Annotated in this window: 16 protein-coding genes and 1 pseudogene; 10 read left to right on the forward strand and 7 right to left on the reverse strand. The window is 42.1% G+C overall.

Annotated features, from left to right (window positions below; all coding sequences use genetic code 11):
• Positions 1-115: 115 nt before the first annotated feature.
• Together FTU70_RS11035 and FTU70_RS11040 are read right to left on the reverse strand one after the other, a co-directional pair.
• Complete coding sequence (locus tag FTU70_RS11035; protein WP_179990496.1) at positions 116-829, reverse strand: DUF3108 domain-containing protein; 714 nt, start codon at positions 827-829, stop codon at positions 116-118.
• Between the two features lie 145 nt (positions 830-974).
• Positions 975-1,649, reverse strand: a complete 675-nt coding sequence (locus FTU70_RS11040; RefSeq protein WP_180060585.1) for a hypothetical protein — start codon at positions 1,647-1,649, stop codon at positions 975-977.
• A 275-nt stretch (positions 1,650-1,924) separates the two neighbouring features.
• Here FTU70_RS11040 and FTU70_RS11045 point away from each other — a divergent pair, with 275 nt between their 5' ends.
• A complete protein-coding gene (locus tag FTU70_RS11045) occupies positions 1,925-2,782 on the forward strand; it encodes an energy transducer TonB (RefSeq protein ID WP_218946881.1) in 858 nt (285 codons plus the stop codon).
• 278 nt (positions 2,783-3,060) lie between these two features.
• On the opposite strand, the gene ybeY is transcribed toward FTU70_RS11045, so the two are convergent.
• The 3 genes from ybeY to miaB are packed head-to-tail and all read right to left on the reverse strand — an operon-like array spanning position 3,061 to position 6,154.
• Positions 3,061-3,543: an rRNA maturation RNase YbeY gene (ybeY, locus tag FTU70_RS11050; protein ID WP_180060587.1), complete on the reverse strand. Its 483-nt coding sequence runs from the start codon at positions 3,541-3,543 to the stop codon at positions 3,061-3,063.
• A 43-nt stretch (positions 3,544-3,586) separates the two neighbouring features.
• Positions 3,587-4,660, reverse strand: coding sequence for a PhoH family protein (locus tag FTU70_RS11055; RefSeq protein WP_004976193.1), 1,074 nt, complete (start codon positions 4,658-4,660; stop codon positions 3,587-3,589).
• A gap of 39 nt (positions 4,661-4,699) precedes the next feature.
• Positions 4,700-6,154, reverse strand: coding sequence for a tRNA (N6-isopentenyl adenosine(37)-C2)-methylthiotransferase MiaB (miaB, locus tag FTU70_RS11060; RefSeq protein WP_004976194.1), 1,455 nt, complete (start codon positions 6,152-6,154; stop codon positions 4,700-4,702).
• Positions 6,155-6,513: 359 nt separating this feature from the next.
• Between miaB and FTU70_RS11065 the strand changes: the two genes are divergently transcribed.
• From FTU70_RS11065 to FTU70_RS11090, 6 genes and pseudogenes are all read left to right on the forward strand, one after another.
• Positions 6,514-8,400, forward strand: a complete 1,887-nt coding sequence (locus FTU70_RS11065; protein ID WP_171066643.1) for a lytic transglycosylase domain-containing protein — start codon at positions 6,514-6,516, stop codon at positions 8,398-8,400.
• A gap of 106 nt (positions 8,401-8,506) precedes the next feature.
• Positions 8,507-9,154 (forward strand): ribonuclease I, encoded by a 648-nt coding sequence (locus FTU70_RS11070; protein ID WP_179988453.1) that lies wholly within the window; start codon positions 8,507-8,509, stop codon positions 9,152-9,154.
• Positions 9,155-9,358: 204 nt separating this feature from the next.
• Positions 9,359-10,345 carry a malate dehydrogenase gene (locus FTU70_RS11075; RefSeq protein WP_019836931.1) on the forward strand — a complete coding sequence of 329 codons (987 nt, stop codon included), beginning with the start codon at positions 9,359-9,361 and terminating at the stop codon, positions 10,343-10,345.
• A gap of 240 nt (positions 10,346-10,585) precedes the next feature.
• Positions 10,586-11,796 (forward strand): annotated as a pseudogene (locus FTU70_RS11080) (YeeE/YedE family protein).
• A gap of 205 nt (positions 11,797-12,001) precedes the next feature.
• Positions 12,002-12,250, forward strand: coding sequence for a DUF2789 family protein (locus tag FTU70_RS11085; RefSeq protein WP_096901745.1), 249 nt, complete (start codon positions 12,002-12,004; stop codon positions 12,248-12,250).
• Positions 12,251-12,429: 179 nt separating this feature from the next.
• Complete coding sequence (locus tag FTU70_RS11090; RefSeq protein ID WP_026438086.1) at positions 12,430-12,687, forward strand: DUF2789 family protein; 258 nt, start codon at positions 12,430-12,432, stop codon at positions 12,685-12,687.
• Positions 12,688-12,749: 62 nt separating this feature from the next.
• Here the strand turns inward: FTU70_RS11090 and FTU70_RS11095 are convergent, their stop codons facing one another.
• Both FTU70_RS11095 and FTU70_RS11100 read right to left on the reverse strand, forming a co-directional pair.
• Entirely contained in the window at positions 12,750-13,277 is a 528-nt protein-coding gene (locus FTU70_RS11095; RefSeq protein WP_019836939.1) for a hypothetical protein, read from the reverse strand.
• Between the two features lie 85 nt (positions 13,278-13,362).
• Positions 13,363-13,965, reverse strand: a complete 603-nt coding sequence (locus FTU70_RS11100) for a 2OG-Fe(II) oxygenase (RefSeq protein WP_180060588.1) — start codon at positions 13,963-13,965, stop codon at positions 13,363-13,365.
• A 116-nt stretch (positions 13,966-14,081) separates the two neighbouring features.
• Here FTU70_RS11100 and FTU70_RS11105 point away from each other — a divergent pair, with 116 nt between their 5' ends.
• Genes FTU70_RS11105 through FTU70_RS11115 form a run of 3 tightly spaced genes read left to right on the forward strand, consistent with a single transcriptional unit; the run spans position 14,082 to position 16,930 of the window.
• Positions 14,082-14,939: a 23S rRNA (adenine(2030)-N(6))-methyltransferase RlmJ gene (locus tag FTU70_RS11105; protein WP_026438537.1), complete on the forward strand. Its 858-nt coding sequence runs from the start codon at positions 14,082-14,084 to the stop codon at positions 14,937-14,939.
• 43 nt (positions 14,940-14,982) lie between these two features.
• Positions 14,983-15,807 carry a CDP-diacylglycerol--serine O-phosphatidyltransferase gene (gene pssA / locus FTU70_RS11110; RefSeq protein ID WP_004976213.1) on the forward strand — a complete coding sequence of 275 codons (825 nt, stop codon included), beginning with the start codon at positions 14,983-14,985 and terminating at the stop codon, positions 15,805-15,807.
• Between the two features lie 40 nt (positions 15,808-15,847).
• On the forward strand, positions 15,848-16,930 hold the full coding sequence (locus FTU70_RS11115; protein WP_104853049.1) for a DUF6670 family protein: 1,083 nt from the start codon (positions 15,848-15,850) through the stop codon (positions 16,928-16,930).
• Positions 16,931-17,403: the final 473 nt, after the last annotated feature.

A 17,403-nucleotide genomic window follows, 5' to 3' on the forward strand; every position in this document is an offset into this window, starting at 1 on the left:
AGAGCAGGTGCTTTTCAAAGCAAAAGCGTATTTTAAAAAGCACCTGAAAAAATGCAAGAACAATTTACCAAATGGTGAATAACTGCCAAGCTTTGCTCAGTAGTTATATTCTAAATTAGTTGGTCGGGCCTTTATAGCCTGTGAGTAATAATCCATAAGACTTGTCTTTGTCTTGGTGGGTAACTTTGACAGGCAAGTAGTCAAGTTTTGGTGCCAACCAGAAAATCGTATCACGGTTTGGTTTGTTGTGTTTCAGCACCACTTTAATGGTATCAAAAGTACCATAACTGGTTTTGATTTTTTCTGAACCTTGCTTAATAAAGCGACGTGATTCCACCTCTTTATTATCGGCAATATAGTAGCTCGATTTTAAACCGCCACTTTTTAAGTCTTCACGGATTTGCAGTTCCGCATTCAACTCATCCAACACGCCCGCTTTCCACGCAAAAGAACGGGTGTCGCTGTCCTTTTTGGTGTTAATGGTTTTCGCCGAAGGATTGAAGTTAATACTCATGGTGTTGTTATGCACCAAAATCTTACTGCTGCGGCTAAAGCTAGATGAGCCAATTTTGCCATTATTAAAACTAAAATGGCTAGTTTCTGTAGCAGAGGCAATCACGCCTGCTTTGGCAGCAAACACATAACTCCATTGGTTACCTGTTTGGCTTAAAGTACGTGTTGCAGAACCTAAGTTTTTACCATTGTAGTTAAATTGATAACTGGCTTGGAAAGGACTCATGGCAAATGTTTGGCTAGAGAAACCAGCCAAAAACAGTGCTGTAGACACACCGGCTGCCATACCCATTTTTTTCAATACATGATTTGCCATTGCTGAGATATTTCCTCTGTATGTAGGGAGATGCAATTTGCTTGCTTGTTGCCATTATACGCGTTGAATATGAAGAGAAAATTAGGAATTATGCGGCTTGTGTAGTTTTCCTGTATGTATTCTCTTCTAAAGTTTCAGCTTAGCTTTATTTTTGTTTCAGCGGTGTGACTTGCGTATCTGCAAGAGATTCTTCCACATCTTCTAGTCTTTCTTCAGACATTTTGCGGAACAACGCCGTTAAATTGACGTTGCCAGTGAGCACCAATTCCGCTTCACGTAATACAGCGTGATTCACGTGAACTTTGCCTAAGGTGTCAATGATCGAGCGGCTTTTGCCCAACCAGCGATTTAAATCTAAATGCAGCAAATCATCTTTGACTTTAATGACTTTGAGTTTTTCTAAAATCATGCCTAAAGGGTCATCATTGCGTATTTTTTGATAGTAAAATAAAGCGCACTTCACAGCGATTTTATGCAAAAAACTTGGATAACTTGCTTCAATCACCTGCGTGTCACTAATTTGTTCAAACACAATCAGCTGAGTATCTTTATTCAATTCCATCTGTACTAATTTTAAATCGACAGACAGAGTGATGTTCAAGCCGTTGTAATCTAGGGTTGCATAAAGACGTAACCAGTCGTCGTGTAAGTCTGCGTGCAGATCTTGCAACATTTTCACATTATCGGTCACAAAGCGCTGAAAAGTCGCATTTAAGAAGACCTGAGATAATGGAAATTCACGTTCATCCTCAATAAATCCTTCCGCTTTTTGGTACACTTGACGGATACGTTGAGAGATATTGGTGATCAGGGTTTGCATACGGCCGTCCAAGTCGTTCATTCATTCTTTACAGATACAAATATTTTGTCGAATTGTATTAAAAATACAGGCATAGAAGCTTGCAGTTTAGCAAAATAAGTTGCACCATTTTTAAGATTTTAAGGCTCAGTAGTCAGCTTTTTGATGAACTTCGCAGTTTTGCAGAAAAGCAAAAACTGAGCAAAGTAATATGCTCTTTAGTTTATACCGCATTTGGCGGCTTGGGGAATCAGACGTTTTGTCGGATTAATGTGATGCTAAAAAAAATTCAATTGATGCCTTCTACGCAAGATTGGTGGAAAGATCCTATTTTTGCTGCAGCGTTGCTGGTGGCTGCTGTATTGCACGCATTAATTTTGGCCGTGCAGTTTGCTGCACCGCAACAAAGCGATGCTGCGGTCAAAGAGATTGCGGTATCGGTACGCATGAGCGATGCAAAAGTTGAAGATGCAGATTTCTTAGCCCAAGCCGATCAGCAAGGTTCAGGTACGTTCCGTGAAGAACATCGCATGTCGAGTGATATGCCTGCACCCATGACTGAACAAAGTGCAGGGGAGCAGCAATTGGAAAGTTTAGAGCGTATGCAGCAACAGCGTGAATTAAACTTTGAAGAAAAAGTGTTGATGACCACGCTCAGTTGGCAGAAACAGGCGGCAGAAAATCAGCGCAAAAAAGCCATGCAGGAGTTGAATAGTCAATTTCAAGCTAAGGCGGCCATGGTTGCCAGTATTGAAGCGCAATATTTACAACGCCAACAAAACTTTAGCCGTCAGCAAAAAATTAAAACCATTGATGGAATTCAGGCCAAGCAAGATAATACTGCGGGCTATATGGAAAAATTCCGTCAAAAAGTCGAGTTTTATGGCAACCGCTATTACCCCGAACAGGCCAAAGCACAGAATTTAGCGGGTGAGGTGCGTTTAATGGTAGTTTTAAACAGCAATGGTGGGATTCGTGCCATTCGTTTAATTGAAAGTTCAGGTCATGCCATGCTAGATGAAGCAGCCAAAGCTTCGGTGCGTAAAGCCGCACCTTTTGGTGCATTTGGTGCCAAAATGAAAGATATTTCTGAATTGCGGATTGTACGGACGTGGCGTTTTGACCCTGCTGAAGCTGAGTTTGAGGTGCGCTAGTTTTTCCCTCTCTCTAACTCTCTCCCAAAAGGGAGAGAATTTTGTGTTATGTTAAAATCATAGGATTCTACCCCCATTCTCCTTCCTACGAGGGAATTAGAGGAAGGGCTTTCAGAGGACGAAGTAATAAAAATCTGATCTCTGCAATGTTCTTCTAGTATTTAGCAATCATAGGCTCTAACTCACGTTCTTCTTCGCGAGGGAATGAAAAGTAGAACAGTTTTTAATAAAAAAGCGAGCCTAAGCCCGCTATTTTTATAGTGTTCTAGACTTCAAATTCAATCTCTTTCCACGTATGGATTTTCTAAACCCAACTTGGCAAGAATCTCAATTTCTAAAGCTTCCATTTCTTCGGCATCTTCATCTGAGGTTTCATGGTCATAGCCCATGAGGTGCAGCGTGCCGTGTACGAGCATGTGAGTGAAATGTGCCAACGGTGTTTTAGCTTGTTCGGCTGCTTCCTGTAAAACCACAGGAATACAAATTACCAAATCCCCAATAGGGAAGCTCGGCAAAACTTGTGCCATTTCATCGGGTAAATCGCTTGGGAAAGACAAGACGTTGGTAGATTTGTCTTTTTTGCGATATTCCAGATTGAGCTTGTGACTTTCGGCATGATCGACACAGGCAATTCCAATTTCACAATCACTTTGGGTGTCTATATGTCTTAAAGTGGTTTCGACTACTTTTTTCAGATAGGCACGTTTTAACACCAGCTCAGGCGCTTGAATGTCCTGTTGCAGGCTGAGACTTAATTTCAAAATGAATCCTTAATACTTCAGTAGGTTGCAGAGCGCACAGCGATTAGTGCTGTGCATCTGCTGCGGCATCATTTTCCGCAATTAATGCTTCCTGGCGCGCTTTACGTTCTGCACGCGCTTCGGCACTTAAACGCTGTTGCTCACTGTCCCAGCCTTCATAGGCTTCAACAATTTTCTGAACCAGCTGGTGACGCACGACATCACGAGAATGGAAACGAGTAATATGAATTTCAGGGATTTTATCAATCACACGTAAGGCATGTGCCAGACCAGACTGCTGACCACGTGGTAAATCCACCTGAGTCACATCACCGGTAATCACTGCACGTGAACCAAACCCTAAACGGGTCAGGAACATCTTCATCTGTTCAGGCGTGGTGTTCTGGGCTTCATCCAAAATCACAAAAGAGTGGTTGAGGGTACGACCACGCATATACGCCAGTGGTGCAACTTCAATCACTTGACGTTCAATCAGCTTAGCAACTTTTTCAAAGCCGAGCATTTCATACAGGGCATCATAAAGGGGACGCAAATACGGGTCAATTTTCTGGGTTAAATCACCCGGTAAGAAGCCCAGTTTTTCACCCGCTTCAACCGCAGGGCGCACCAATAGAATCCGCTGGATTTCATTGCGTTCCAACATATCTACGGCAGCGGCAACAGCCAAATAGGTTTTACCCGTACCTGCAGGGCCAATACCAAATGAAATATCACTTTGCAAAATACGTTGCACATAACGCTTTTGGTTGGCACCGCGTGGATTAATGCGCCCTTTGCGGGTTTGCAACCAAACAGCATCCAATCCAGTATGCTCTTGCCCATCATCCGATTGTAATTCACGGTCAGTCTGACTGCCCTGAATCATCATGTGGAGCGTGTCTGCACTAATTTGTGCAGAGCTTTCCGCTTCTTCATGCAGGCGTTGCAAGAGCGTTTCGGCTCGTTCAACTGCATCAATTTCCCCATCTATAAAAAAGGCGTCACCACGATGAGAAATTTGGACGTCTAGACGTTGTTCGATTTGTTTCAAATGTCCGTTATAAGCACCGAGCATGCTTTTTAGACGTTCCATTGAAATGCCAGGAAAAGTTACTGTACGTCGAATCGCTGCAGTCAAGAGAATTCCTTAATCTGTTATTGGACTTTAGCTCCTACATTACGCCACGTCAGGCTCAAGATTCAAGAGTTCACCGTAAACTAAATTCAAAGTTTTAATCTCGGTAATCTCAATCTCCGCAAAGCGTCCGACCCAAGCAGGGTCACCAATAAATGTTACTAAACGTGTATTGTCGGCCGTACCCACTAAAATGTTCGGGTCTTTGTCGGAAACATTTTCAATTAGGACACGTTGTACCGTCCCAAGCATGGCATCGGTCTTATCAATACTAGATTGTTTGATCCATTGCTGAACTTTGGCCAAACGCTCTTTTTTAACATCTTCAGGGGTGGTGTCTTCGAGTTCCGATGCAGGTGTTCCCGGACGTTTTGAGTAGATAAAACTATAAGAATGGTCAAAATCCATATCTTGAATAAACTGATAAGTTTCTTCAAAGTTTTGATCGGTTTCACCCGGGAAGCCAATAATAAAGTCGCTAGATAAGTGCATGTCTGGGCGTACTTTACGTAACTTGGCAATCTTGTCGATATACACATCAATGGTGTGGTTACGTTTCATGGCTTGTAACACATCATTCGAACCACTTTGCACAGGCAAGTGTAAATGCGACACCATTTGCGGTAAATCACGGTAGCATTGAATCAAATCATCATTAAATTCAAGCGGGTGTGATGTGGTGTAGCGAATTCGTCCAATGCCAGGTACTTCGGCAACCAAACGCAGTAAATCGGCAAAAGTACAAATTTTACCGTCAAAAGTTTCACCGCGATAGCCATTTACGTTTTGACCGAGCAAGCTAATTTCACGCACGCCTTTTTCGGCCAAAGTTGCAATTTCAGCCAAGACATCATCTAAAGGACGTGAAACTTCTTCACCGCGCGTGTAAGGCACTACGCAGAAAGAACAGTATTTTGAACAGCCTTCCATAATCGACACAAAAGCTTTAAACCCTTCAACACGCGGTTCAGGTAAAAAGTCGAATTTTTCGATGTCTGGGAAAGAAATATCCACCAGTTTGATTTTTTCTTTCTTTGGTTTTTCGACCTGATCGTGGTGCTGATCAAGCATTTGTGGCAAACGGTGCAAGGTTTGTGGGCCAAAAATCATATCCACATACGGTGCGCGTTTTTGAATGTTGTCGCCTTCTTGAGAAGCCACGCAACCGCCTACACCAATGACCAAATCAGGATTTTTTTCTTTCAGCTTACGCCAGCGACCTAATTCAGAAAATACTTTTTCTTGGGCTTTTTCACGAATCGAACAGGTGTTCATGAGCAGAATATCGGCATCGGCAGGGTTGCTGGTCAGCACATAGCCGTGCGAGTCGCCTAAAAGGTCTGCCATACGGTGACTGTCATACTCATTCATCTGACACCCTTGCGTTTCGATATACAGTTTTTTGACTGAACCGTCGGCTGGGGTGTGCTGTGGCTGGGTAACAGTGTTTTCTGAGGCAGCTTGGGCACCATTGGGGATGAAGGTTTGAACCGTCATGTAGGCTCCTAAGAGATAGTTCACTAAATCGTTTAAAAAAATAAACGTCATTAGACAAAAGAAAGGCGCATATTTTAGCAGGAATTCACGCTAAACTGACAGCCTTTAATCCGTGCATCACATACTTGAAATGTGAAGTAAAATTGTTGGAAGATTGATTTCAAGATTAATAGTGTCTAATCATAAGGTTACATAACAGAACACAACTTGGGTTCTAGACTAATTAAACTAAGCTGAATGATTGGATGCGGATCTCGAGGCAGAAGTAAATGACTGAAGGCAAGCGAATGCTGCAAATGATGAAACAAAATAATAAATTAACGAAAAAGCTTGTGCTAAGTCTGGTTTCGCTTGCCGTGATGACGGGTACGCATGCCGCAAATGAACAGTTTAATGATGCACTGCGTGCAGCCAATTCAGGTGATGTCGATTTATTGCAGCAGTATCAATATGCCATGCAAAATGATGTTTTGGGCTACTATCCTGAATACTGGGCATTGAACACCAATTTGGGCATGCAACCTGCCAGTGCAATTGTTCAGTTTGCACAGCGCCATCCACAATCAGCGATGGCAGAAAAACTCGCAGCCGATTACATCGAAGAAAAAGTGAAACAGGCCGATTTTAGCAGTGCACAACCTGTGCTTGCTTATGTGAGTAATGCTGATCAGGCCGAAAGCTGTGCCATGGCACAAGTTCGTACCCGTTCGGGTGATCCTTTGGTGGTCGCGGAATTTAAAGATGTGTGGCTGAATACCAGTACACAACCTGAATCTTGTACAGGTTTAGGGCGGATGATGCTGTCGAGTCCGTTAATGACTCAGCAAGATAAGCAGCAACGCTTATGGGCACAATTGCGTGCAGGGCAGTCAGGACTCGCTTTAGCGACTGCGCAAAGTTTAGGTATGAATATCAGTTTGGCACAATTGAACAGTATTCAGGCCAATCCACTGAATTATTTGTGGTCTGCACCTAAAGCAAGTAATGAAGATCATGCCTATCTTATTTATGCGATGGGACGTTTAGCCGATAGCGATTTAGACTCGGCACTTTCTTCACTAAAACGCAGTGCAGAAGGTACGCCAGAAGCGGTACAAAAAGCCTTGTATCGTGCAGTGGGATATATTGGCGGCACTACAGTCATGAAAAACAATTTTAACCGTGAAGTGTTAAGTGCCTTAGATGCCAGTTATGGCTTACCTTTTAGTCCCGAAGAAGCAGAAATTTATGCCCGTCAGGCGATTCGTTTTGGCGCATGGGAAAGTGTAATTCGTGCTGTAGATAGCATGAGTGTGACCCAAAAACAGGAAGATCGTTGGCAATATTGGTTGGCACGTGCTTCAGAACAACGCAATGATGCAGCATCAAAACGTAGTGCACAAAATATTTATAAAAAACTGGCACAGGGTGATGATTATCACAACTTGTTGGCGAAAGATCGTCTTGGGCAAACTTACAATACGAATCCTGCGAATACCCAACCAAGTACCAATGATTTACAGCGTTTGAATCAAGATATTCACTTTAACCGTGCCTTTGCCTTGCGTGAAATTAATGCACCTGCCAATTATGTCAATCGTGAATGGAACTGGGCGGTGCGTCAGGCGTATTTAAGACAAGATGATGGCTTGATTTTGGCAGCGGCTAAACGTGCAACCGATATGGGTTGGTATGATCGTGCCATTTATGCAGCAGATCGTACTGTGAATAAGCACAACTATAGTTACCGTTATGCTATGCCACATCGTAATTATGTTGTGAGCCACAGTCAAAATGCAGGTATTGACCCTGCTTGGGCTTATGGATTGATGCGTCAGGAAAGCCGTTTTAATACCACTGCACGTTCGCATGTCGGCGCAGGTGGACTGATGCAAATCATGCCCGATACGGCACGTTTGGTTGCACGACAAATGGGTGAAACTTATAATCCTGCCGCGCTGAGTGATATGAATACCAATATTCGTTATGGCACATTTTATTTGTCGACCATTCAGCGACAATTAAGCAATAGTCCTGTGCTGGCCACAGCAGGGTACAACGCAGGCCCGAACCGTGCACGCCGTTGGCAGCCCGAGTTTCAGGCGATTGCTGCAGACCAATATACTGAGAGTATTCCACTGTTAGAAACACGTGACTATGTCAAGCATGTCATGACCAATGCCACGCACTATGGTGTGCTGTTGGGGCAGGGTGGACAATCAATGAGTAGCCGTATGCAACATATTCCATCTCGGAATACACCTTAGGAAAATGTTACAAGTGATACAGTTAGATGATCATGCGTGTTGATATATAGATGCGTGAGTCATTGGGTGTATAAGAATTTAGGGGGCTGAAGCATTGAAAATGTGGATGAGTACAGTTTTACAGCCAATTCAAGTTACATTGCTCGGTTTGAGTGGTACAGCTTTGGTTTTGTGTACGCAAAATACATTTTCTGCCCCCGTGCAAGGCTATGTGATGTCCGTGCAAATGACGCCCGCCGTGTGTTTAATCGATTCGAGCAAAAGCAAAAAGCGTAAATGTTTAGAAGGTTACTCACTGAATATTGAGGGTTTATATCCCGAAGTAGCCACGCGTGAATGTAGCACCCATTCATCGGCAAAGTTACCGCCGCTACAAGCGAAGGTAGTGGCGCGAGTCATGCCTGATGAAGCTGCACGGATACAATTGTGGCAAGGTATTGGCGGCTGTGTGCCCATGAATGCCAGTCAGTATTTTCGCATGATTATTAATAATGCAGATCGGATGAACGTGCCTTCGGTATTGACAGGCCAAGACACGCAGACGGTGCAATTGTCACAACTACGGAGTTTGTTTCTCAAGTCCAATTCAGGTATGTCATCAAAAAGCGTGCATTTTCAGTGCTCTAACCATCAAGGTAAAAGTTATTTAACTGAAATCAAAATTTGTTATAACACCGCAGGACGCTATAAGCAGTGCGGTGCAGCGATTGAATCAAATTGCCCGAATCAGTTTGTCATTAAAGGTTCTTACTAGTTTGCTAGGTGACTGTAATTTCTGAATTTTAAGCTTTTTGAGAAATTTTATTCATATTTTCTATCAGACTTTTGTGGAATTTGATGCGCTTTTGCATGCATCCGCTGAATGATTGGAGTACAATCTTTCGCGTTTATGATTATTAAGATTAGATAGAACAGCTATTTAATCGCATTGACTATCCTCTCAATTGGAGATAATTACATGAAGCAACCTGTTCGCGTTGCCGTTACTGGCGCTGCTGGTCAAATTGGTTACAGCCTATTATTCCGTATCGCTAGCGGTGAAATGTTGGGTAAAGACCAACCAGTTATCCTTCAATTATTAGAAGTTCCTTTTGAGAAAGCTCAAGCTGCGCTTAAAGGCGTAATGATGGAACTTGACGACTGTGCTTTCCCATTATTGGCTGGCATGATCGGTACTGATGATCCTAAAGTGGCATTTAAAGATGCTGACTACGCGTTATTGGTTGGTTCTCGTCCACGTGGTCCTGGTATGGAGCGTGCTGACCTTCTTAAAGTAAACGGTGAAATCTTTATTGGTCAAGGTCAAGCACTTAACGAAGTTGCTAGCCGTGATGTTAAAGTTCTAGTTGTTGGTAACCCAGCGAACACGAATGCTTACATCGCAATGAAATCTGCTCCAGATCTTCCAGCGAAAAACTTCACAGCAATGTTACGTCTTGACCACAACCGCGCGTTAACTCAACTTGCTCAAAAAGCTGGCGTTGCTGTTTCTGACATCAAAACAATGACAGTTTGGGGTAACCACTCTCCAACAATGTATGCTGACTACCGTTTTGCAACTGCAAATGGAGAAAGCTTAAAAGACAAAATCAACGATGCTGAATGGAACAAAGACGTATTCCTTCCTACAGTTGGTAAGCGTGGCGCTGCGATCATCGAAGCACGTGGTTTATCTTCTGCTGCATCTGCTGCAAACGCTGCAATTGACCACATGCGTGATTGGGCGCTTGGCACAAACGGCGAATGGGTAACTATGGGTATTCCTTCTGACGGTTCTTACGGTATTCCTGAAGGCGTAATGTTCGGTTTCCCTGTAACTTGCGAAAATGGCGAATACAAAATCGTTCAAGGTCTTGAAATCGACGAGTTCAGCCGTGAGCGTATCAACTTCACGTTAAACGAACTTGAAGAAGAACGCGCAGCAATTGCTGACATGATTAAATAATTTAATCTGCTAGATTAAGTTAAAACTCCTTCGGGAGTGATGCCAGTCAACCTAAAAGTTGACTGGCATTTTTTTGCGCTTGATTTTATCTTTGCAATTAAAAGCCTATCATCAGCTAAGCTCATATTGCTTATCAAATATCAGAATGGATAAGCGACTATAAAATAGGTCGATTGACCTGCATGGTAGGGGAAATTGCTTAAAATACGCGGGTTTCCTTTTTCAAATCTTCTCTCTGTCATGTCAGTTATTGTTGCAAGTGCCCATAGATCGAATGTTTCGGTTTGGGTGGCTTTTATCTTACTTGTTGTCGGTACTATCGGCGCCTATCAAATCGTGGGTCTAAATCAAGCACTGTTATTTTTAATTGGTGGTGCTTTGGGGATGACGTTGTATCACGCCTCTTTTGGTTTTACTTCTAGCTGGCGTGTGTTTATTAAAGAACGTCGTGGTCGTGGTTTGCGGGCTCAAATGATTATGCTGGGCTTGGCGGTGTTGTTGTTCTTTCCTGCTTTAGGTGCAGGTGAGTTGTTTGGCAATCCCGTCAAGGGCAATGTCAATCCTGTGTCGATGTCGGTCATGATTGGTGCTTTTATTTTTGGTATTGGCATGCAGTTGGGGGTGGCTGTGCATCGGGTACGCTATACACGGTAGGCGGTGGCAGTGCGCGTATGTTGGTTACGCTATTTTTCTTCTGCTTAGGTTCACTGATTGCCACTTCGCATTTAGATTGGTGGTTTAATCTGCCGCATTTGGCGCCAATCTCGATTGTCGAAAGTTTTGGGGTGATTCCTGCACTTATTCTAAGCTTTGTTATTTTTGCTGTGATTGCTGCCGCAACCGTGTTTTTTGAAAAGAAACGTCATGGCAGTTTAGAAGTCGAGCCGCAAAGTCAGTACCATGGTTGGAAGCGTTTCCTCAAAGGTCCTTGGCCGTTAATTTGGGGTGGGCTTATTTTAACGCTGCTGAATTTTGCTACCTTGGTATTGGCTGGTCGTCCGTGGGGCGTGACTTCTGCGCTTGCAGTTTGGGCTGCAAAAGTTGCTGTTTTTGCGGGTGTAGATGTAAGCGCTTGGGATTATTGGCAGCAGTCAGGCAATGCTAAAGCATTGGCAAATTCATTGTGGCATGACATCACCTCTATGATGAATTTTGGCATTATGTTGGGTGCATTGCTTGCTGCAAGTTTGGCTGGAAAATTTGCCCCGAACTTTAATATTCCACGCCGTTCACTGGTTGCGGCTGTTATAGGTGGCTTATTACTTGGTTATGGTGCACGTTTGGCCTACGGTTGTAACATTGGCGCATACTTTAGCGGAATTGCTTCGGGCAGTGTGCATGGTTGGTTATGGCTAGTATTTGCATTTATGGGGAATGCCATTGGTGTGAAATTGCGCCCAATCTTCTTTCCAAATGAAAAGCCACAGCCTGAAAAACTAACAGGTTGCTAACTTTTAATTTAAGTAGATGAAAGCCAGTCGGTTTACATTGACTGGCTTTTTTGTTGCCTGTCATCGTGTTAAGAATATTGAGTGGGATGCTTTAGGTATATCGCATCGTACAAAAAATAACATGCTGCAACTCGGCTGCTGCTGAATTGCGGCTCGAAGCAGGTTAAGGTCATTAAAAGTACAAGACGAATCAAAGGAGGATGCCATGTTTGACCAACAACCGACTTTAGAACTGTTATTTCAACAATTGGGTCTAGATGCTGACGATGCAGCAATTGATCAATTTATTCGTGAGCATCAATTGCCTGCAGAAACCAAATTACACTGTGCCGAGTTTTGGACGGAAGGGCAGCGCCAATTTTTGCAAAGCCATTGGAAAAAAGATGATGATTGGGCCATTGTGATTGAAACCTTAAATGAGCAATTACATAGTGATCAACATCCGAGTGTTTAATCGGTATTTAAGTTAAAAGTTTTTAAGTTAAATCAAATACTTTTCATCTAAAAAGCGCCAGTAAACTGCGTGCTCACAAAAAGATACAACAAACCCAGTCGGAAGACTGGGTTTTTTATACAAAGTGTTATAAGTTGGTTGAATAAGGAATTACAACGAAACTAATAAAAGGGGGCAAGGTGCTCATGCAAAATACTCCATCATTAGCCATGTTATTCAGCCAACTCGGTTTAGCCAGCAGCCCTGCAGCCATTGAACTGTATGTACGTACGCATCAATTACCTGCACATATTAATTTACATGAAGCGCCGTTTTGGAATAAATCACAACGTGAATTTTTAATCAGTCATTTGGTACAAGACGATGATTGGGCCATTTGGATTGATGAACTCAATCAACAATTGCATTTAGATGCTTATCGTTTACAAGCTGTTTAGGTTTAAGTCATCGTCATATTTAATATGTTTTCATTAAAAACGCCTCAGAACGAGGCGTTTTTTTAATGCATTCTGCTTTTGAGAATTTGTTTAAACCAGACTTCGGTTTGATAGGCGTTAAAGGCAGGGTGAATTTGTAAGAGTTCCAAATCAAATTCGGCAGTTTTACTGTACTTGCCTAACCAGTGGCGACACAGTGCACTTTCATTTTTACTGGCGCTGGCATAAGCCAAGAAAAAGAAAATATCTCCATGTGCATAATGAGTCATGGCTTTTAAAATTTGTTGGGTAATTAAGGCGTATTTTGCATCGCGGGTCAGCTCAAAATACATCATATAGGCTTTGGCCAAATGCAAAGACAAATTGATATATAACGTCACTGGCATTTCTTCAAATTCAACCCGACCTTGTTCTAACAGCACAATGGCTTCTTGCAAAAAGTAAATCTGTTCTTGGCGTAACTCGCTCAAACTCACCAATTGTAAGCGTAAATCGGCACGTTCTAATGCCAATTCAGGCGTATTACCTTGTAAAAAAAGTTGGTCGGTTTCCCCAATACGTTGAATAAGCTGTTGAGTCGAGTTGCGCATGGGTGAATTCCTGATAGCAATATTTGCTCTACATCGGGGCAAATTTACAGTTTTAAAGCCAATAATTTAAAAAAGCGGTCTATCTTTACCAAAGTTGGTTGCCGCTGCGTAGCCATGCAGTAATAGAAAGTCGTTGCTGTGTCGCAGGCAAAACTTCATGCAATAAATCACTTTGGAAAATTGCAATCCGATTTGGGCGTGGTTCTATAATTTGCCATGCTCCATGTTTGTCTTGTAAACGTAGTTGTCCACCCCAATCTATCTGCCATTCAGGGTGTAAATAATAGACAGCAGAAATCACCCGATCATTTTTTTGTTGTGGGTTATCGCGGTGCAAGGCATAAAAAGAACCTGCTTGGTAGCTGGCAAAATGCGCTTCGACCTCACGAATACCCAAATAAAACGCCTGATTGAATTGCTCAGCTAAGGCTAAAAGCGTTTGGGTATGTTGATGGGCTGTGCTTAAGTTTTCATGAATCCATAAAATATGATCGCTACGAATATTGCTGACCACACCATTTTGAATGGCGGCTTCACGAAATTGATCTAAATTTTGACTACACTCTGCGAGAACTTGTTGTTGATATTCAGGTGAATAGGCATCATCCAACATGGCAAAACCATGCAAATCTAAATCTTCAAGAATTTGATCAATATTCCAAGATTTTGGAAGCAGTGTGGCGTCCATAAAATAGATACTCAGACAAAATGCAAGACAAGCTGATTATTTTAGAGGAATACAAGCTCCTGAATGAAACTTTTTTTCATGCTAAAATGTCGGTTGATTTTAGGAATGAACCAAACATGAATTATCGTCACCATTTCCATGCGGGCAACTTTGCCGATGTCATGAAGCATGTTTTATTGCTGCAAATTCTGACACGTTTAAATGCCAAAGATAAACCTTATCGCTATGTCGATACACATGGCGGTGCGGGTAAATATGACTTATCTTTAGCACCTGCACAAAAATCGGGCGAATTTTTAAATGGTATTCATCGTTTAGTGAAACTAGATGATTCAATCAAACGTCAGGCACCAGAAGGCGTACAGCAGTATTTAAAACTGGTTGAAGCAATGCGTGAAACGGATGGGCAAGGTGCATATCCCGGTTCGCCATGGTTTGCTTTACAAGGTATGCGTGACATCGACAAAGCAACTATTTTTGAAATGCAGCGCGATGTATTCCAGCAATTGCGTCATAACATTCGTGACAAACGCGCAGGTTTACATGAGCGTGATGCTTACGAAGGTTTATTGGGCGTCATTCCACCAAAAGAAAAACGCGGTTTGGTGATGATTGATCCACCGTATGAATTGGAACGTAAAGATTTCCCTCAGTTGGTTGAATTATTGGCAGCTGCACATAAAAAATGGCCAACAGGCGTATTTGCGGTGTGGTATCCAATTAAAGACCGCGCCATGATTGAACGTTTTGAAAAGAAAATGTTTAAAACAGGTATTCGCCGTCAACTCATTTGTGAAATTTGTGTGTGGCCTGACGATACTCCTGTGGGCTTAAACGGTTGTGGTTTATTGGTGATTAATCCACCATGGAAATTCTCTGAAGATGCAGATGAAGCCCTGCAATGGTTGTTCCCGCACTTGCGTATGCAAGAACATGGTGGACATGCTGCAGTGCGTTGGTTAGTTGGCGAATAAAAAATTTAAATAGACGTTCAGGTTACAGTTAGGACACAAAATAATGACAAACACATCCAAACCCGAAGGAGAATATAGTTCCCGTGATCTTGAGCATGACGGAATTACATTTGAAGTGGTGGAAGAAGAACATACCCGTGAAGGGCAAAAGGTGAAACGTCGTGGTATCTATCTGTGGCCAAACCTGATTACCACGGCAGCCTTGCTGTCGGGTTTTTACTCCATTATTGCCAGTATGAATGGCGAATTTAGCCAAGCGATTTATGCCATTTTTCTAGCAGCATTGTTTGATGGTTTAGATGGTCGTGTGGCACGTGCGATTGGTGCGCAAAGTCCATTTGGCGAACAGTTTGATTCATTATCCGATATGCTCGCCTTTGGTGTTGCACCTGCGATTTTGATGTATAGCTGGAGTTTGCATGATTTAGGTCGTATCGGCTTGGCGGCTTGCTTTGTTTATACGGCTTGTGCCGCATTCCGTTTGGCGCGTTTTAATGTGCAAATTGGTGTGGTCGATAAACGCTACTTTATTGGTGTTGCAAGTCCTTTGGCTGCGCTGATTATCGTGTCGCTGGTTTGGGTAGGACGGGATTTTCCTGAACTGTATGATATTCGTGAAATTGGTCTACAAATCCTCAATGCTGTGATTATTATTGCAGTAGGATTGTTGATGATTTCCAATATTAAATATTATTCATTTAAAACCTTTGATCGTAAGCGTGTGCCGTTTTTTGTATTGCCAATCGCAGTATTTATCCTTGCAGCCATGACTTATAATATTCCTGTTGGAATTTTAGTGATTTCAATTATTTATGCACTTTCAGGTTTTGTGACCACTTTTATGGCAAGAAAAAATGCAGTGAGTTAATTAAGCTTTCATAAAAGCATCAACTCACAAGGAGTTTGATATGCAGCTGTTTCAAGATTTTCTCGATCGTTCCAAACAACTCAATCAAACTCCTGCGGCAACCGCCAAACTGCCTTATCACGCCCCAAAACATCATTATAAATTTATCTATCAGGGCTTAATTCTTCCTAATTTGCCTGCACCCTTACATTATCTCAACTTTATTGGTTTATTGGGCAGCCTAAATACCGCAATGCTGCGCCCTGAAAATGTGATTACAACCTCAGCTTTAGACACAGCCAGTATTCTTTGTAGTAGCAGCCCACACATGGTGGGGCAGTCCAATCATTATTCAATACAACATGATTGCGTATTTACTGCAGAGTATTTTCAGTTTGCCAATAAAGAGCGCATTACTGGACACTTTCCGCAATTTCATATTCAACGTGAAGATAGCGAACTTAGCTTTGATTTAAAGATCACCACAAGCTCTACAATTTCATATTTCACTAAATTGCGAATGAATTTGGCAGAACATTGGTCTTTGCTGTGTCAGTGTCAGGGAAGTGTACGCTATAAAGATCAGCATTTTCAGATTGAGCAATTGGGTAGTTTTGAGTTTGCCCGCTCAATCCAGTTTCCTTATTTCGCTGTGGCATTTTTTTGCTATCAAGTGATTAATCTGAATCATCAGCAACAAATGATATTGCTACAAAGTCGTGATGTGTTGAATCGAATTTTGCAATCTCGAATCTATCTGCGAAATGCGAACACGGAGCAAACTCGGGTATTTGATGGGCAAGTACAATTTAATATTCAACGGGTTTATCCAAAAGTAAAAACGCCAACAGGTCAGTGTATGTATTTGCCACGTGAGTTTGAATGGCGTTATCAAGATGAAGATGGCACCTCAATTCATTTACAGGCGCAGAGTCGTGGTGATTTTAAATTTGGGGCTGCAGCAGGTTATGTCGGAAGTTTTCAATATCAGTTGGCTATAAATGGAGATCAACAACAAGGAGAAGGAGGCTATTGTGAATATATCGACTGCCGCGCACTGAAATGGCAGGAACATGATCAGCCAGAAAAAATGCCAGATGTAGTTATGAATCCTGAACCTTTTATGATCAAGAAAAAGAAATAAACAGTATTTTGTGGAAAAGTGAAGTATTTTGCTGAATAATTAACCGTTCGGACTAAAAAACTTATAAAACTTAAAAAGAGGGGTTGCAAGGCGAAATATTTCACCTATAATGCACATCCATCGGCGGTGATGAAGATTAAAACTTCTGATAAAACAATGACTTGATTGAAAATAGTTAGGTTGGGTTTTAGAAAGGAAGTTTAAAATAATTTAAATTACCAGTTGACACTTTAGAAATAAAGCGTAATATAGCCGACCTAGCTTGATGCTGACGAAGCATCGAGAAGATCATTAAGAGGTTATGAAGAACAACTTGTGTGGATTTTTACTGATTGATTAATCGAAGATATTTCATTGATTGATTGGTTTAAATTACTCGAAGTTTATTTGAGCGAAATTTAAGTCAGAAAATTGATGAGCCAGATTTGGAAGTTTAGATTAAAACTTCAAAATGATTTTAACTGAAGAGTTTG

The sequence above is a fragment of the Acinetobacter sp. YH12135 genome (assembly GCF_013418565.1).
In the GTDB taxonomy this organism is placed as follows: domain Bacteria; phylum Pseudomonadota; class Gammaproteobacteria; order Pseudomonadales; family Moraxellaceae; genus Acinetobacter; species Acinetobacter towneri.

Coding starts and splice junctions, on each gene's coding strand:
- FTU70_RS11115 (WP_104853049.1), top strand. CDS start 15,848: ATGCAGCTGTTTCAAGATTTTCTCGATCGTTCCAAACAACTCAATCAA.
- miaB (WP_004976194.1), bottom strand. CDS start 6,154: ATGACGGTTCAAACCTTCATCCCCAATGGTGCCCAAGCTGCCTCAGAA.
- FTU70_RS11035 (WP_179990496.1), bottom strand. CDS start 829: ATGGCAAATCATGTATTGAAAAAAATGGGTATGGCAGCCGGTGTGTCT.
- FTU70_RS11075 (WP_019836931.1), top strand. CDS start 9,359: ATGAAGCAACCTGTTCGCGTTGCCGTTACTGGCGCTGCTGGTCAAATT.
- FTU70_RS11095 (WP_019836939.1), bottom strand. CDS start 13,277: ATGCGCAACTCGACTCAACAGCTTATTCAACGTATTGGGGAAACCGAC.
- FTU70_RS11070 (WP_179988453.1), top strand. CDS start 8,507: ATGAGTACAGTTTTACAGCCAATTCAAGTTACATTGCTCGGTTTGAGT.
- FTU70_RS11105 (WP_026438537.1), top strand. CDS start 14,082: ATGAATTATCGTCACCATTTCCATGCGGGCAACTTTGCCGATGTCATG.
- FTU70_RS11065 (WP_171066643.1), top strand. CDS start 6,514: ATGACGGGTACGCATGCCGCAAATGAACAGTTTAATGATGCACTGCGT.
- FTU70_RS11045 (WP_218946881.1), top strand. CDS start 1,925: ATGCCTTCTACGCAAGATTGGTGGAAAGATCCTATTTTTGCTGCAGCG.
- FTU70_RS11085 (WP_096901745.1), top strand. CDS start 12,002: ATGTTTGACCAACAACCGACTTTAGAACTGTTATTTCAACAATTGGGT.
- FTU70_RS11100 (WP_180060588.1), bottom strand. CDS start 13,965: ATGGACGCCACACTGCTTCCAAAATCTTGGAATATTGATCAAATTCTT.
- FTU70_RS11040 (WP_180060585.1), bottom strand. CDS start 1,649: ATGCAAACCCTGATCACCAATATCTCTCAACGTATCCGTCAAGTGTAC.
- pssA (WP_004976213.1), top strand. CDS start 14,983: ATGACAAACACATCCAAACCCGAAGGAGAATATAGTTCCCGTGATCTT.